Source organism: Saccharopolyspora sp. ID03-671 (genome assembly GCF_045278815.1).
GTDB lineage: Bacteria > Actinomycetota > Actinomycetes > Mycobacteriales > Pseudonocardiaceae > Saccharopolyspora > Saccharopolyspora ipomoeae.
Map to the genome: position 1 here is coordinate 6,684,345 of NZ_CP134054.1, position 15,808 is coordinate 6,700,152.

Genomic DNA, 15,808 nt, shown 5'->3' on the forward strand with positions numbered 1-15,808 from the left:
CGCAGGCCCCGCCCGGACAAGTCCAGGCGGGGTCGCATTCGTGCGCTTGCGGAGTCCACTGTGCGTGATGGCTAGGGCCGTTGTACCTGGACAGCGAGTGTTGTCCGGGAGAGGTGGCCACACTGTCCGGCCCCGGCACGGGGCTGTCCGGTGTCGTGTCCAGGCCGATCCGGCATCTGTTCAGAGCCGGATCGGGAGGTGTTGGTGTCCGTTGGCGACCAGCGAAATCGGCTCCAGTTCCTCGGTCGGCACCGCGAGCTGTGCGCCCGGGTACCGCTCGAAGAACGTGCGCAGCGCGGTCGTGGCCTGCATACGGGCCAGGGCGGAGCCGATGCAGGCGTGCGCTCCGTGCCCGAAGGCGAAGTGCTGCCGCCTGCTCGGCCTGGTGATGTCGAACTCGTCGGCGTCGTCTCCGTGGACGTCGGGGTCGCGGTTGGCAGCACCGAAGCACGCCATGATCGCGTCTCCCGCGGCGATCGTGGTGGTCGCGCTGACGGGGATGTTCGTCACCGCGAAGCGAAGCGGCATGTGCGGGACCGAGGGCTGCCAGCGCAGCGTCTCCTCCACCACGTCCTCCCACGACGCCTGGCCGGTGCGCACGAGCTCCAGCTGCTTGGGGTGGGTGAGCAGCGCGGTCAGCCCCTGGTCGATGACGTTGACGGTCGTTTCGAAACCCGCGGCGATCACCAGCTGGAGGGTGTGGAGCAGTTCGGTCTCCGACAGCGGCGGGTTGTCCCCGTCGCGGGCGGCCAGCAGCGCCGAGGTCAAGTCGTCGCCGGCGGTCTCGCGTTTGGCGATGAGCAGCTCGTGGAGGATCTCGCGGGTGCGCTCTGATGCCATGGCGACATCGGCGCCGAGCACGGGCGCGAGCACGATGTCGATGCAGGCGCGCAGCTCGTCGTGCATCGAGGTGGGCAGACCGAACAGCCTGCCGATGGTGTCGAAGGGAAGCAGGTGGGCGAAATGCTCGCGCACGTCGACCACCCCGTCCTCGGCTGCGGACGGAAGCGCGTTCAGCAGCTCGTCGGTGGTGTGCTGCACCGACGGCCCCAACTCGGCAATGCGGCGTGGCGTAAATGCCTTCGACAACAGCGTGCGCAGTCGTCGATGCTCGCTGCCGTACGCGCTGAGCATATTTTCCATGCTCAACCACGGTGCCAACAGCCAATCACCCGGAATCCGGCCTTCGAACCAGGCCGGCCAGTGCAGGCGGGGGTTCTTCGACACGTCGGGGCTGACCAGCAGTTTTCGCAGCAGGTCCGGGTCCACGATGCCCCAGGCGGGGATACCGCCGGGCAACTCGATCGGCGCTGCTGGTCCGGCAGCGCGCAGGCGGCGGGACTCGCCCGCCAGGTCACGTCCCACAGGATCTAGGGCAAGGCGCTGGGTCTCAGTCACAGTCACTCCAGTTCGGGGCGATGATCACCGCGACGAACCCTGCCGAACGACGTCGGCCCGTGACATCCAGACACCGCGCATTGTCCGGGTGTCGCGGCGAACTGTCCGGGGTGGGGCCGCCTTGTCCGGGGGCTTGTCCGGGTATGCGTGTGGAGATCAGGACGCCTGCCCATCGGTGGTGACCGAGCGCGACACCATGCTCTGGAGTTCTGCTCGTGTCCGGCACCCGGTCTTGGAGTACACACGTCGCATGTTGCGCTTCACCGACTCCTTTTCGATGTGGAGCGTGCTGGCGATGTCGTCATGGGTGTACCCGTCGACGACGAGCGTGACGATCTCGTACTCGCGAGAGGTCAACCGCACCGGAGCCGTGAGCAGCTCCACCGTGGCCGCGTAGTTGCCCGCGGACTGATCCCGCGTGGAGTGCCAGCGCTCCAGGTAGGCCTCCTCGCCCAGAGCGACCCGAGCGGCGTCCTGACCGTCGCGCAACGCGGGATAAAGCCCGGCGATCCGGTCGACGCGAATGCCTGTGGTCACGGTGAGCGAGGCGACGATGCCGCTCAGCTCTGCCGCCCGAGCGTGCTCGCTGGCTTTGGCGGCACGGATAGCCGCCAGCACCGCCCACCAGATCGGGATCCACCGGTCACCGGTGCGGGAAGCGGTCGCGATGCCCGCCCGCATCAACTCTTCGGCCTCGGCCAACGCTGCGTCGTCGCCGCAATGCAGCACGAGGAAGACCGACCGTGCCCAGCGAGCCCAGCCCAGGGCGTGTTCGGCTCCGGCGTCGGTCATGGTCTGAAGATGCTGCTGGGTGATGGCCTCGGCGGTGTCTGTATCCGCGTAGAAGGCAGCGCAGATGGACCACCACATTTCGATCATCGCCCACCCGGGGTTGGTCGGGTCCTGCGCACGCGTTTTGCTGTAGGCGTGGGCCATCAACTCCACGCACTGGGCGTCACCGTTGCCGAAGCAATGCGAGACCGCGGTCGCGACTTGAACCTGCAGCAGCTCGACATCGAGTTCCGCGGCGATCGCGTGCGCTTCGTCGAGCCGGGATAGGGGGATGTCGGCGGGCAGGCCGCGACAGACCTCCAGGTAGGCCAGCGACGCCAGGGCCACCGCGCGTGTATTGTCGCGGTGCGGGTAGCGCTCCAGCAATCGTGCCCACTGCCGTGACATATCCGGCAGCGCGCCGCCGAACCACGGGATCCGAGCAGCGAAAGTGGCGTTGAGCAGCCTGAACGCCGCTTCCATGTTGTTGGTGTCGTGGCAGTGATCCAGCGCGGCGTAGACGTCGAGCAACAGGCCACGGCAGCGCACCAGCATGTCGACTTCCTGCGGTCCCAGCCATTCCCTGCCGACCCGGGCGAATTCCTGCGTCACCCACTCGTAGTGCTGGTGGCGGAACTGCTCGGCCTGCCCGGACTCCCGCAGACGGTGCTCGGCGAAGGTGCGGATGGTATCGAGCAACCGGAACTGACTCGGCTCATCCAGGGCGGTGGATTGGCGTTGCACAAGCGACTGGCGCTGCAAATCGTCGAGCGTGGGCGCGATCATCGTGCGGGGCAGGAGCTCGTCGTCGGCGCAGACCACCTCGGCTTGTTCGAGGTCGAAGGCATCGGGAAACACCGAGAGCCGTTGCAGCAGGTGCTGCTGGCGGCGGGTGCATAGATCCCAGCTCCACCTCAGCACGTTGTCCAGCGAGGTCCGGGCACGTTGGGCGTCGTCCTGGCCGATGCTGAGCAGATCATCGCGGTCCACAGCCGACGAGGTACCGAGGCCCAGCAGATCGCCGGTGCTGTCGTGCTCGTCGTCCAGGGGAGCGTTGAGCAGGTCAAAGCGCCGCGCGGCGATCTCATTCAGCGAGTACGTCTGTGTCCGGCGCGCGCACAGCTCGACCGCCAGCGGCAGGCCATCGAGCTGATGGCACAGCTCCACGATCGTCCGGTACTGGCCGTCGGGGTCGAAGCCAGGGTTGACCTGCCGGGCTCGGTGAATGAACAGCTCAGCGGCGTCATAGGACTTGCCGTCCTGGTAGTTCTCGCCCGTGGCCGTGCTCAACGGGGCGAGGCGGTGCACGTTCTCGCCGGTCAGGTCCATGCTCGATCGGCTCGTGGCCAGCACAGTGACGTCGGGAGCCGCACGCAACAGAGCGGCGATGAACTGACGTAGCGGCGCATGCAGGTGCTCGCAGTTGTCGAGTACCAGCAGCATCCGTCGCTTGCGCAGTGCGTCAATGATGCCGGCTGCGGTGTTGGTGGCTTGCTGGATTCCCAGGCTGGTGGCGAGGTGGTCGGCCAACCGGGCCCTGTCCCGGACAGGCCGCAGCCACACCCAGCCGACGCCGTCCTCCCAGCACTGCATGCCCTCGACGTGGTGGGCGAGCCGGAGTCCAAGTCTCGACTTTCCGCTGCCGCCGGGGCCGGTCAGCGTGACCAGGCTGGAACCGCTACCCGGTACGACGAGGGACGCGAGCGTCTCCAGCTCGTCCTCGCGCCCGACGAACGAGTCCAGCTCCTCAGGTAGCAACGTCACGCCCCCTCTCGTGCGGGCACCGATGGTAACCAGCGAAAACGATCAACTGTTGACAGCAGTTGTCAACGTGTCATCTCTGGCCGGTTGGGCCTTCACCGTCCCACAGTGGACGAACCAAGAGGAAAAACCGGATCCGTGTTCGATCACGCGGAACCAAACCTATTGGCAGCAAGGACGAACGCCGCCCAGTGGGGGCGGGCGCGCGCTCGTGGACACCGTAGCCGGAGGCTTGCTACCGGCGGCATCCTGTGTTCCCGGCGCGCCCACCACCCCGCGGCCCTATCACCCATTCGGGGGCCATCATGCATGAAGCCGACACCACCATCGAGGAGCTGCACTTCTACATCTCCCACCGCGGAAAGTGCGCCAAGCCCGTACGCCCGCGATACCGGGCCAACCATGATCCGTGGTACCGGGAACCGAAGAAAGGCCGCTACGCCCCCGACGACCGGCGCCTCAAAGCGAAACGAGCCTGCCGCGGTTGCCCCGTGATCAACGATTGCTTGACGGTAGCCCTCGCGCTCGAAGCAGAGGCGGGTGCGTCCTGGGGTGTATGGGGAGCGACCATCCCGGCCGACCGCGCAAAGATGCTGGCAGAACGCGGCCAGGTCGGCGTCGTCGTTGATGAGGATGGCGGCGAAGAAGTTGTCGGGCTGGACATGGCCGGCTGACCACAACACGCGCCCATCGTGTGGAGCGCACGGACCACTCGGGGAGTTGGTCGTGCTCCATCCGCTGAGGACAGGTCAGGCAAGGGCCCAAGGCCATCGCCTGGCGAACAGCGACCGGCGAGGGAGTCGGCGAAGGGAACCGGCCGTGCGGTCTGAAAGACAGCGTGGGAGCCGATCTCTCCCATGCGGGAGGTGCCATATGAACCAACCGCGCACTCATCGTTGCGCATGAGGTAGGTGCCCAGCGGCCTCGGGCCGCGCAGCAGGCACGGCCCTACATACATCCCATACGGGCAGTCCGCGGTGGAAGCCAGTTGTTCCGCTTTGCCCGGCGCGCAGCCCCTCTCAGCGATCCCTGCGCCTGACGCCGGGTGAGCACTACGTGAGTCTTCGCAGCTCAGCAGCCCTTCCGGGCTCTGAGTAGGGCAAGCGCGTCTCAAATCGCCCGGAGCTGTCCAGCCGCACATCGGCGCCAGACCGCGCGCCTCGGACCGGTGCACGCACTGCGGTGGACCAACGCGCCTTCGTGACCAGCCCGGCCCACCACAGGCGGACGGCAAAGGAGACGAAATCATGGCCGCACCAGAACAAAATCACTTGGCCCGCAACGGTTCCTATCAGACCACGGCGTCGCTGCTCACGGAAAGCAGTGCGGGGCGTGGCGGGCCCTCAACGGTGCCGACTACGCCCATGCATTCCGAAAACGGCGAGACATCATCTGATCCACCGGCGGCGGGCACCACACCGCCGTCGCTGCCGGAGCCGGAGCGCACGGCCACCGCCACCCAGTGGCCGTGTGCTCCCTCCCCAGCCGACACGGATCCACAGCCCGCGCTCACCAGCGAGCCCAGCGACGTTCCCGCCGAACCCGGCGGCCTCCAGGAACGCGATCGGCAGCTCGCCCGCACGGCCATCCAGACGTGGGGGGAGCTGCCCACCTCCGACGTGGTCGCCGCCGTCGAAGCCGGGCAGTGGGCCGCGGTCTCGGCCGACGGTTACGAGGACGAGGCGGGTCTGCGCATCGCTGCGCAGACAGGGCAGGCCGCAGCCGTGGTGCAGCGGCAGGGTCTGGCACCCATCAGCGACGCCTCTGCGGACTGGGCGGGTTTCGGCGACGTGATCCCGGTGCTGTCGGCGTCCCCCGGCGCCGGCGCCACCCTCGTTGCCACGGTGCTCGCCGACGCGATGCAGATCGCCGGGCGGCGGGTGCTCATGGTCGACACCGCCGATCCCGCCCGCTCCGGCCTTGCCGCGGCGGCCCGCTCGGACGGCCCCGTGCTGTCCGGCCCCCACCCGGCGGTGCGCGTCCGGGTCTCCTGGCGGGCCCAAGCACTGCTGGCACGAGTAGAGAGCGATCTGCCGGTCATCAGCCCCGGCATGGTCCCGCCCCCTCGGTTCTTCAAGCCGTCGAACCAGTCGGTGCAGGTCACCGTGGTCGACGTCGGTCACGACGCTTGGCGTGTGGCCGCGCATCCGCTGGCCGGGGCCGGTGCCTGGCTGCGGACTGGCACTCCGGGACCGCGGCCGGTGCTGGTCTGCCGGGCTACCCGCCCTTCGCTCCTGCACTCCGAACAGGTTCTCGCGCGCCTGGACGCCTGGGACCGCTCCGGCGCCACGACGCCACCGGTCCAGCTGGTGGTTGTCGGTGCCCGGCGCTGGCCCACCGGCGTGCGCGGCAGCGCAGGTCGCCGCGTGTCGGCCCTGCTCGACGATGCGCTGTTCCTCCCGCACAGCCCGGACATCGCCACCTCCGGGATCACCGCCGAGGTCACCCCGAAGCGGTTGCGCGAGGCCATGACCCCCCTGCTGCGCCGCTGGGAGCTGCTGACCCCGGCGGCGTCTTCGGCCGGGCGGCTGCCTGGCCTGTCCCGCCGCTCGAAGGGAGCCGACCAATGATTCAGCACCTCACGGACACGGTTCTGCCTGTCCTGGCCCAGATCCCCAACCCAGGACCAGTGGCCCCGCCCGGCTCGCAAAAGATCATCGAGGCCGTCGGCAACGTCAAGTGGGGTGCTGGCGTGGCGCTGGTGGTCGGCTTCTTCATCGGGCTGCTGGTGTGGGCCGGTGGCCGGTGGGTCGATCACCACCGCGCGGGCAAGATCGGCGTGATCATGATGTTGTGCGCCCTTGGCGGCGGCATCTTGTACGGGGTCGGCTACCAGCTCATCAGCCACTTCGCGGCGGGGGCTTGAGTCATGGCCCCTCCTGCCACGAACCAGCAGCGCAAGCGTCGAGCCGGGCTGAGCCTGTCGGCCATCGTCGTCGTGGTCTTGGCCGTCGTCGCGCTTGCTGGCGCGCTGATGGTCTCGCACCACGTCACCGACCGGCCCGCACCGGCTCCCGCCCCGCCGCCCTCGAGGCCGGTCCTGGATTCGGGCGGCTGGGACTTGGCGGCCGAGCACGCCCTGGCGAGTGCCCCGATGGCGGCACTACCAGCGCACTCGGCTCAGCCACAGTCGATGACCACCGAGCGGGCTGGCGAACCCATCACCGTTCCAATGCCCGCCCAGACCGCCGGGCGCTGGATCTCCGGCGGGTTCCCCGCCACCCCGGAGGGTGCGTTGGGGCAGCTCACCACGCTGGATGAGGCCGCGATGCGCGGCGGGGATCCGGCCACCTACGCACGCGGGTTCCGCGAGCTGGCGCTGCCGGGCGCCCCGCAACCGGAAACCACGGGGCTGTACTCGCTGCTGCGCTCGATGCGCAGCAGCGCGGGGATCAACCCCACCGGCCCGATACCGGACCTGACCGCGACCTACCAGGTCACGCACGGCCAGATCAAAGGCATCACCGACGGCGGCCGCTTCGTCGTGGCCTGCGTGCTCGGCCAGTTCTCGGTCGATTACCAGGGCCAAACCCTCACCGCCGGCGTCGGTGACTGCCAAGCCCTGCGCCACGTCGGTGGCGACTGGCGGATTTCCCCCGGCCCGCTACCCGCGGCCGCGCCGAGCGCGTGGCCGGGAAGCGCCGACGCGGTCCACGCCGGGTACCGGGATCTGAAGAGGGGTGGCTGATATGTGGCCCTTCGACGACATCGGTGGCGCGATCGGCGGCAAGCTCAAAGAGCTGGTCAGCTCGGCGTTTGAAACGGCGATGCAGGCGCTGTGGGACGCCAGCCTGTGGATCCTGCGTGAGGCGTTCAAACTCGCCGACCGGTTCTCAGTGTTCACAGTGGACACACGTGAAGGGCCGATCTCCGTGCTCTGGCCCATGATGCTGTGGATCTCCGGTGTGCTCGCGCTGGGGCTGTTCTTCTGGCAGATGACCATGACTTCCCTCAAGGGCGGGCGTGGGTTCATGCGGCTGGTCGGCGGACCGGTGCAGTATGGGATCGCCCTGGCGATGACCGTCGGGATGGTGGCGGGGTTCCTCGCCGCGGCCGACGGACTCACCCACGGGATCCTCCAGTACGGCCTTCAGTCGACCAACTTCCAGGACGCGCTCCAGCACACCGCGTTCGCCGACGCCGCCCAGGACGGTGTGAAGGCGGTCGTGCTTGGGATTTGCGCGTTCATCGGGGTCGTCCCGGCGGGCATCGGCTACGTGCTGGAGATGCTGTTCCGTGAGGCCGCGATTTACGTGCTCGTGGCTACGATCCCGATCACCGCCGCGGGGCTGCTGGCCAACGTCACGAAGTCCTGGTTCTGGAAGGCGCTCCGCTGGATTTTGGCGTGCATCGCTATGAAGCCGGTGCTGGCGATGACGCTGGTGCTGGGCGTGGCCATTTCCGGCGGGTCGAAGGGCCTGTCCGGGCTTCTGGCAGGGGTCGGGGTTTTGATCATTTCCCTGATCGTGCCGTTTGTGCTGTTCCGGCTGTTCGCTTTCATCGATCCGAGCTCCGATGCCGGTTCGACGTTCCGCGACGCCCTCGCCGGAGCAGGGGTGTCCTCCTACGGCTCTGGCAACCCGGCGATTCGGGCCGCGAACGCCCTCTTCGGCGGCGGGGGCGGCAGCGATGCGCAGGAGTCTGCCAACGCCGACCGCTTCGACTTGGCAATGGCCGACTACGCCGACGGCGAGATGGACAACCACGGCGTCGGCCACAGCTCCGACGGTTCCAGCGATGGTGGCGGCTCCGGTAGCGGCGGGGGCCAGAACTCCGCATCCCCGTCGGCAGCAGATCCCGGCGGCGACGGCGAGGACGACGTCCTCGGCGGTGACGACGCTGCGGCCTCGCCTGCTGCGGCCAATAGCGGCCGTGTGACCTCCTCCGATGGCCTCGGCCCGCAGGGCGTCGGCGACGAGAACGTGACCAGCGGCAGTGCAGGCGGTGGCTACCCCGAACCGCCTCCTCCCGAACCGCCCGACCACGGGGATGACCCCGGCGGCGACGACGGCGGGGGCGGAAGTCCTCGCGGCGGTGGGGGCGGCGGTCCCAAGAACAGCGGCGGAGGCGGCGGTGGCGCGGCCTCCAGTGGAGCAGCGGAAGCGGCGGTGATCGTATGAGTACCAGCAACGTGCGGATCTATCGCGGTCTGGCCCGGCGCGAGCACGCCGGGTGGATCATGGGGCTGACCCCGGTGCAGGCACTGACCTGCATCGTGCTGGCCGTTCCGGTGCTCTGGACCGTCTCCGCAGGCAGGTTCTTTGCCGCCCTGGTCCTGGCCACGATCTGCGGGATCATCGCGTGCCTGGTGGTCGTGCCGGTGCGCGGGCGGCCGGCGTTCCGCTGGCTCGGGCACCTGGTGCTGCATCAGCTGGGCGTGCTGTTCGGCTGGTCGCGCTGGCAGTCCAAGGCCGCCTCGGGCCTGCCGGTCGATCCGGACGAGCCGGATCTGCCTGGTGTCCTGCAACGGGTCTCGTTCCCTGACGGTCCGGTGTTCAAGGACCGCGGCCGGATCGCGTTGATCCACGACACCGGCGACGGCCGGTGGGGCGCGACCGCGCGCCTGACCCACACCGGTGTCGGGATGCTCAGCAACGAGCAGTGCGAGCGGCTGGCCTCCCGGCTGGGCAACCTGCTGCTGAGCATCGGGCATCGCGACGTGATCGACCGGATGTCGCTGTCGGTGCGCACCGTGCCTGACGACGGCACCGAGTACAGCGTGTGGCGTTCGAAACACGAGGTCGACGCGGCGCCGCCGCTGGCCCGCCAAGCGGCCGACGAGCTGGACCGCACCATCGGCGCCGTCTCGGTGCGCCACGAGATCTTCGTGACCATTTCCGGCACCGAGGACGCGCTGCGTAAACCGGCGGCCGCCGCCGGGGGCGGGACCGAGGGCCGGGCGCGGGTGCTTTACCGGGTGCTCGACGGTCTCGAAGACCCGCTCAAGGCCCTCGGCGCCGACAGCGTCGAATGGCTCTCCGGCTCGGCATTGGCCGAGGCGATCCGCACCGGCTTCAACCCGGACAGCTCAGCGGTGCTGCGGGCCGGGCACCTCACCGGCGACGGCCAGCAGGGCCTGCCCAAGGCCGCCGCCGGGCCAACCGAAGCGCCCTCGCCACCTCGGCGACGCTACGACCACGACGCGTACTCCACCGTGAGCTACAGCGTGCTCATGCCCGAGGCGGGCACCGTCTTCGGCAGCCTCTCGCCGCTGCTGGCGGTCAAAACCGCAGGTGAACGTCGGTGCCTGGCCATTCACTACGAGGTCATGGACGCCCGCCGAGCCTCGCGGGCGGTGCAGAACTACCGGTTCCGGGCCGGTGTGCTGCGCGATTACAAGAGCTCGAAGGGGTTCTCGGCCTCCGCATCGGATGAACGAGAGGCCAGCGGTGCCAAGGCACAGGAGCGAGCCGTGGCCGCAGGCCACTCCATCGTGCGCTACGCCGCCGCCTCGGCGGTGACGGTGCCCGCGCACTGGAACGTCGAGGACCACGCCGCCCGCCTGGAAAACGACGCCGCCGGCCGGTTCCGGCTGCTGCGGCTCGATCTCGCTCAGGATTCCGCGTTCGTCGCCGCCTGCCTGCCGGTCGGCGTCGGGCTGCCGCGCGCACGGGGAGGTGTGCTGTGAAGACCCGCACGAAGGAGCGCAGCGCCGCACAGCTGCTGGCCGATTTCGGTGCCCCGCCACCGAGGAAACCGCGCACACCGGACCGGCGCACAGCACCAAAAGAGAAGGTCAACCGGCCGATCGCCCCGCGTCGCGGCCTGGCGCGGCCCGGTCAGGGCTGGGCTCCGGTCGAGGCCCCGCTGGCGGTGTATGAGGCGGCCACCCACGAGATCGGCGGGCTGTTCCCGCTGCTGGCGGCCAACGGCGTGCCCGCGGTGGGAGCCCGCATCGGCTACGACACCGTCTCCGGCGGCGCGTTCTACGCCCACCCCATCGAGTGGGTGCTGCGCGGCATGTGCACGAACCCGAACATGGTGATCTTCGGTGAGCCCGGGCGCGGCAAATCGTCCACTGTGGTCGCGTTCTTGCTGCGCATGATGCTCTTCGGCGTCCGCACCCTGATCAGCGGCGATGTGAAAGGGGAGTACTCGCCGCTGCTGCGGGCGCTGGACATCAACCCGATCGCGCTGGGCCGGGGCTCCTCGGCGCGGCTCAACGCCCTGGACCTGGGGCCGCTGGCCAGCCGGTGGGATTCCTGGTCGGTTGACCGGCAGCGCGAGGAGCTGGACGGGGTGCTTGGCCGGTGGGTCAAGCTGCTGACCGCGCTGGCCGAAGCGCAGGGCTATTCGCCGACGGTCACCGACGAGGCGGTGCTCTCGCAGGTGCTGCGGCGCCTGGTCGGCGCCGCCGACGGCTACACCCACCTGCGACCGGTCACCATCCCAGACGTCCAGCGCGAACTCGCCAACCCCGCGTCAGAGCTGTGGGAGGACACGCGCTTCGCCGACCGGCGGCAGTTCCTCGATCACCTGCGGCCGATCACCGACGCGCTGGCCAACCTGGTCAGCGGGCCGCTGGCCGGGTTGTTCGACGAGCCGACGAACTTCGAGCTCGACTGGGCCGCGCCGATCCAGTCGATGGACCTGTCCCTGCTGCGCAGCCGCGGGGACCAGGCGGTGGCCGTGGCGCTGACCTGCCTGGGCTCCTGGTCGTCGATGATCACCGACCTTCAGGACGACGGGGAGATCCGGATCGTCGTGCGCGACGAGGTCTGGCGCCAGATGCGCCTCGGGCCGAAAGCCGTGCAGGCCGTCGACTCCGACCTGCGGCTGTCCCGCGCGGAGAAGAAGATCCAGATCCTCGTCGGCCACAAGCCGAGCGACTTCTTGTCCGTGGGCAACGCCGGGTCGCAAGAGGTCGCGATCGCCAAGGATCTCCTGGCGCTGTGCTCCACCCGGATCTTGTTCGGCCAGTCCACGCGGGTGGCCGACGAACTCGTCGAAGACTTCGCCCTGTCCGGGAAAGAATCCGATGTCACCACGGGCTGGTGCATGGAGCGCACTGGCCGGGCGCTGTGGAAGATCGAGAACAACCCCGGTTACAAGGTCCAGTCGGTGCTCTCGCGCACCGAGAAGCACACCTTCGACACCAACGCCCAGCTGCGGTCGGTACCTCGTGAGTTCACGAAATCCGACGGGGACCGGTAGGCGGCCATGTCGGGTTCGGGCAAGGGCACGGTGTGGTCGATGGTCGCCGTCGCGCTGACGGCGTTCGTGATCCTGCCTGCGGCGATGGTCGGGGTCGCGGTCCTGGCGGTCTCCGGCAGCCTCGGCACGGCTTTCGGTGGCTGCCACGGAGACGGCGGCCCCGGCGGGGGCGGGCAGCAGGTCGGTGACCAGCAGTGGTCCGGCGAGCAGATGACCAACGCCCAGACCATCACCTCGGTGGTCCAGCAGCGTCACCTGCCCAAACGGGCTGCGGTGCTGGCGATTTCGACTACGATCGTCGAGTCCCGGCTGGTCAACGTCCACTACGGCGACCGCGACTCGCTCGGCCTTTTCCAGCAGCGCCCGTCGATGGGCTGGGGTTCGCCGGAGGAGGTCACCAACCCCGCCTACGCCACCGGCAAGTTCCTCGACCACCTGGTGCAACTCGACGGCTGGCACACCATGCCGCCCGGGGTGGCCCAGCAGAAGGTGCAGGCCTCGGCGTTCCCCGACCGCTACGCACCGCAGGAACAACCCGCCAGCCAGCTGATGGACAAGTTCTGGACCGGCCCGGACAACCCGGTCCCGCCACCGACCGGAAGTGATCCGGCGCAGCTGGCATCGACCAGCCAGTCCGCGCTGGGCTGCCCGGACCAGGGCGCATCGAACATCCCCCTCGACCCGGCCAAGCTCCCGCCAGGCTTCCAGCTGCCGAGTGACCCGAAACAGCGCGCGGCCGTGGAGTTCGCGCTGAGCAAGCTCGGTGCCCCGTACGTATGGGGTGCCAAGGGCCCGGACGCCTTCGACTGCTCCGGTCTGATGCAGGCCGCGTGGGCCCGCGCCGGGGTACCGATTTCGGCGGGCACCTACGGCCAGAAGGACGACGGCCGCGCCGTCTCACGCGCCGACATTCAGCCCGGTGACCTGGTATTCATCCCCGGCTCGCTCGGCTCCCCGTCCGATCCGCGGCACGTGGGCATGTACGCCGGCCACGGCGTGATCGTCAACGCCTACGACTCCTCCACCGGCGTGATCCTCGAACGCCTCGATGCGTGGGCGCCCCAGGTCGTGTCCATCCGGCGGGTCGCCGAACCCACCACACCACCGCCGCCACCAGCACAGAACGGGAGTCCGCAGGTATGAGCAACCACCGCATTTCACCGACCGCCGATCGCGACCTCGCGCTGATGGGCGTGCTGGTCTCGGTGCTCGGCGCACTGATGGCCCTGGCTGCCGGGCTCATGGCCGGCGCCGCAGCCGCCACCGTGCTCACCGGTGGCCCCTGGGCCGTGCCCACCTTCGACACCTGGGGATCCGGCGTGTTCGCCGTGCTCGGCAACCCCTCCGACCCGGCCGCAGGCCTCGGAACACCGTGGGCACCGGCGCTGGCCGGGCGACCGGGCCTGTACTGGACGGTCACGCTGGCGATCATCGCGATCGCGGTGGCTGTCCTGGCCACGGTAGCCGGGCTGGCCTGGCGCCGGTTCGGCCCGTCGCAGCCCGGTCACGCCAGCCGGGAGGATATCCGCCGCGAGCTCTCCCTGGAGGCCGCGCGGCGCACCGCCGAGTGGACCCGGCCGAGCCTGAGCCCGCGCGAGCGGCGCCGCGCACCGCTGGAACAGGTCGCCGCACCGCTGCACCGCGGCCCGACTCACCAGGTCATGTGCACACCGCTGGAAAACCCCACCGGTGCCTTCGCACCCACCCAATCCGGCAAGTCACGCACGGATCTGGTGCACAAAGCGCTCGCCGCGCCGGGCGCGCTGCTGGCCTCCACGACCAAGCCCGACCTGGTCGAATTCGCCGCGCTGGCCCGCACACGCCGCCCCGAAGCCGGTCCCGTGCTGGTCTTCGACACCACCGGCGAGGTGCACTGGCCCGCACAGGTCCGCTACTCGCCGGTGACCGGGTGCCAATCGTTCACCACCGCGCGCCGCCGCGCCGAAACCCTCGTCGACGCCGCAGCCGTGGGACTGGAAAACGTCGGCGGCAACGACAAGGTGTTCCGCGAACGCGCGAAGATGGTCGTGCAGTCCTACCTGCTCGCCGCCGCCCACGCCGGACGCGGAGTCGCCGACCTCGTCCGATGGGCGATCACCAAGCCACCGGACCAGGAACCGGTCGAGCTGCTGCACCAGCACGGCTTTCCCGAGCTGGCCGACAACCTGCGCTCCGAGATCGGCATGGTCGCCGAAACCAGCGATGCCGTCTGGTTGAGCGTGCGGCGGGTCATCGAGCCCTGGCTCGACCCGCACCTGCGCGAGCTGTGCTCCCCGAAACCGGGGGAGGAATTCGACCCCAGCAGCTTCATCGGTCAACAGGGCAGCCTGTTCCTGGTCGCCGGGGAACACCAAGCCGCCCAGGTCCGCCCGGTACTGACCGCGCTGGTCGAGGACATCCTGACCAACGAGCAGGAGATGGCCCTGTCGTACCCGTCGCGACGTCTTGACCCGCCGGCCACCAACGACCTCGACGAACTCTTCGACGCCACACCCGTGCCGCGACTGCCGGAGATCCTGGCCGATTCGGCAGGTCGGGGCGTGATCATCCACTGGGCCGCGCAGTCGCTGGCGCACTTTGGACACCCTCTACGGCGAGAACGGGCGCCGCCAGCTGCTGGACAACACCACGACGCTGACGCTCTGGGGCGGCATCAAGGACCCCAAGACCTTGGAGTGGATCTCCACGATCGCCGACCACCACGAGCGGCGGCGCTACCAGCAGCAATCCGATGGCCTGTTCGGCATCGGCCGCACCTCGGTCGGCACCGAGTCCGTGCCGACCTACCGGCCCGGCGCGGTGCGCACGGTCGACCGCGGCCGCGTCCTGGTCTTCCACCGCCACCTCCGCCCGATCCTGGCCCGCACCGTCGACGTCAAGCGCCGCCGCGACTGGCGCCAGCTCAAGGCCGACGTCGACGCGGTGCGCAACGGCGAGGCCGCCGTGTCCCCGGACGGATACGCCCTCAGCGCCCCTGCGCAGCCCGGCGCGGCGGCCGCCGCCTATCAGGAGGTGAAGCCGCTGTGAGCGACGACATCACCCCGCGCCGCCGCAGTGAACCCGCGGCGGGTGCGCAGGACTCAGCTGGCATCGAAGAGCTGGACAAGCAGGTCAGCGCGTTGACCGAGATGGTCGGCAGCCTGTCCAGCAAGGTCAACAAGCTCCGCGACCGGCTCGACAACAGCCACTCCGACGGTGACGACGATGCTGAGCAGGACGAAAAGCACGACCTTCCCGCCCAGTGGGTGGTGTTCACCCCACCGGCCGCCGCCGAAGACCGCCAGCACCGCACGGACGGCCACAGTCCGCAATGGACACTGGACAACTTCGTGGCCTGGTACAACGCGACCTATGTCGGGCTGACGGGCGGCCCGGCCAAGCCGATCCCCGAGTGCTGGCGCGAACACCCCGGCTTGGCGATGGAGATCGCCACGCTGGCCTACAGCTGGCGCAGGGCCAACGTCGGCGCCACCGCCAACGTTCGCGATGCCCAGTACTGGCATCACACCTCGCGGCCCGGCTTCGCGGCCCGACTCGGCGAGTGGACCCACTCGCACTGCATGGACGGACGACACCGTCCCGCCGGTGCCGCTGCCCGCCCCGACCGCTTCACCCAGGCCACATCCGGCCCCGCCACAGCTGATGACGAAGTTCACGGCAGAAAGGAAGTTCCGTCATGACCGCCACCGCTGCACACCAATCCAGCGCTCGTCCGGCACCAGGA

13 protein-coding genes are annotated in these 15,808 nt (G+C 69.4%); 10 read left to right on the plus strand and 3 right to left on the minus strand.

The genetic code is table 11. The annotated features are described in order from the left end of the window. Positions 1–180: 180 nt before the first annotated feature. Together REH65_RS31040 and REH65_RS31045 are read right to left on the minus strand one after the other, a co-directional pair. Complete coding sequence (locus REH65_RS31040) at positions 181–1,365, minus strand: cytochrome P450 (RefSeq protein ID WP_406690290.1); 1,185 nt, start codon at positions 1,363–1,365, stop codon at positions 181–183. Positions 1,366–1,554: 189 nt separating this feature from the next. Then, on the minus strand, positions 1,555–3,933 hold the full coding sequence (locus REH65_RS31045; protein WP_406690291.1) for a LuxR C-terminal-related transcriptional regulator: 2,379 nt from the start codon (positions 3,931–3,933) through the stop codon (positions 1,555–1,557). Between the two features lie 302 nt (positions 3,934–4,235). Between REH65_RS31045 and REH65_RS31050 the strand changes: the two genes are divergently transcribed. The 8 genes from REH65_RS31050 to REH65_RS31085 all read left to right on the plus strand — a co-directional run bounded on the left by REH65_RS31050 (position 4,236) and on the right by REH65_RS31085 (position 13,227). Beyond that, positions 4,236–4,604 carry a WhiB family transcriptional regulator gene (locus REH65_RS31050; RefSeq protein WP_406690292.1) on the plus strand — a complete coding sequence of 123 codons (369 nt, stop codon included), beginning with the start codon at positions 4,236–4,238 and terminating at the stop codon, positions 4,602–4,604. A gap of 690 nt (positions 4,605–5,294) precedes the next feature. Further along, positions 5,295–6,500 (plus strand): hypothetical protein, encoded by a 1,206-nt coding sequence (locus REH65_RS31055; protein ID WP_406690293.1) that lies wholly within the window; start codon positions 5,295–5,297, stop codon positions 6,498–6,500. Beyond that, positions 6,497–6,796: a hypothetical protein gene (locus REH65_RS31060; protein WP_406690294.1), complete on the plus strand. Its 300-nt coding sequence runs from the start codon at positions 6,497–6,499 to the stop codon at positions 6,794–6,796. Before REH65_RS31055 ends, REH65_RS31060 begins: the two co-directional genes overlap by 4 nt. A gap of 3 nt (positions 6,797–6,799) precedes the next feature. Beyond that, entirely contained in the window at positions 6,800–7,618 is an 819-nt protein-coding gene (locus REH65_RS31065; protein ID WP_406690295.1) for a hypothetical protein, read from the plus strand. A 1-nt stretch (position 7,619) separates the two neighbouring features. After that, positions 7,620–9,050 (plus strand): hypothetical protein, encoded by a 1,431-nt coding sequence (locus REH65_RS31070; RefSeq protein ID WP_406690296.1) that lies wholly within the window; start codon positions 7,620–7,622, stop codon positions 9,048–9,050. Further along, positions 9,047–10,558, plus strand: a complete 1,512-nt coding sequence (locus tag REH65_RS31075; RefSeq protein ID WP_406690297.1) for an SCO6880 family protein — start codon at positions 9,047–9,049, stop codon at positions 10,556–10,558. The genes REH65_RS31070 and REH65_RS31075 overlap by 4 nt, the downstream gene beginning before the upstream one ends. Continuing rightward, positions 10,555–12,084: an ATP-binding protein gene (locus REH65_RS31080; protein WP_406690298.1), complete on the plus strand. Its 1,530-nt coding sequence runs from the start codon at positions 10,555–10,557 to the stop codon at positions 12,082–12,084. The genes REH65_RS31075 and REH65_RS31080 overlap by 4 nt, the downstream gene beginning before the upstream one ends. Before the next feature lie 6 nt (positions 12,085–12,090). Further along, positions 12,091–13,227 carry a C40 family peptidase gene (locus REH65_RS31085; protein ID WP_406690299.1) on the plus strand — a complete coding sequence of 379 codons (1,137 nt, stop codon included), beginning with the start codon at positions 12,091–12,093 and terminating at the stop codon, positions 13,225–13,227. Between the two features lie 575 nt (positions 13,228–13,802). Here the strand turns inward: REH65_RS31085 and REH65_RS31090 are convergent. Next, positions 13,803–14,660, minus strand: a complete 858-nt coding sequence (locus REH65_RS31090; RefSeq protein WP_406690300.1) for a hypothetical protein — start codon at positions 14,658–14,660, stop codon at positions 13,803–13,805. A 1-nt stretch (position 14,661) separates the two neighbouring features. On the opposite strand from REH65_RS31090, the gene REH65_RS31095 reads away from it, so the two are divergent. Together REH65_RS31095 and REH65_RS31100 are read left to right on the plus strand one after the other, a co-directional pair. Then, complete coding sequence (locus tag REH65_RS31095; RefSeq protein WP_406690301.1) at positions 14,662–15,111, plus strand: TraM recognition domain-containing protein; 450 nt, start codon at positions 14,662–14,664, stop codon at positions 15,109–15,111. After that, positions 15,108–15,764, plus strand: coding sequence for a hypothetical protein (locus REH65_RS31100; RefSeq protein WP_406690302.1), 657 nt, complete (start codon positions 15,108–15,110; stop codon positions 15,762–15,764). Before REH65_RS31095 ends, REH65_RS31100 begins: the two co-directional genes overlap by 4 nt. The last annotated feature ends 44 nt before the right edge of the window (positions 15,765–15,808 follow it).

What these genes read in the sequence shown, in the direction of transcription:
- REH65_RS31065 (WP_406690295.1), top strand. Translation starts at nt 6,800, where the DNA reads ATGGCCCCTCCTGCCACGAACCAGCAGCGCAAGCGTCGAGCCGGGCTG.
- REH65_RS31070 (WP_406690296.1), top strand. Translation starts at nt 7,620, where the DNA reads ATGTGGCCCTTCGACGACATCGGTGGCGCGATCGGCGGCAAGCTCAAA.
- REH65_RS31050 (WP_406690292.1), top strand. Translation starts at nt 4,236, where the DNA reads ATGCATGAAGCCGACACCACCATCGAGGAGCTGCACTTCTACATCTCC.
- REH65_RS31075 (WP_406690297.1), top strand. Translation starts at nt 9,047, where the DNA reads ATGAGTACCAGCAACGTGCGGATCTATCGCGGTCTGGCCCGGCGCGAG.
- REH65_RS31085 (WP_406690299.1), top strand. Translation starts at nt 12,091, where the DNA reads ATGTCGGGTTCGGGCAAGGGCACGGTGTGGTCGATGGTCGCCGTCGCG.
- REH65_RS31055 (WP_406690293.1), top strand. Translation starts at nt 5,295, where the DNA reads ATGCATTCCGAAAACGGCGAGACATCATCTGATCCACCGGCGGCGGGC.
- REH65_RS31060 (WP_406690294.1), top strand. Translation starts at nt 6,497, where the DNA reads ATGATTCAGCACCTCACGGACACGGTTCTGCCTGTCCTGGCCCAGATC.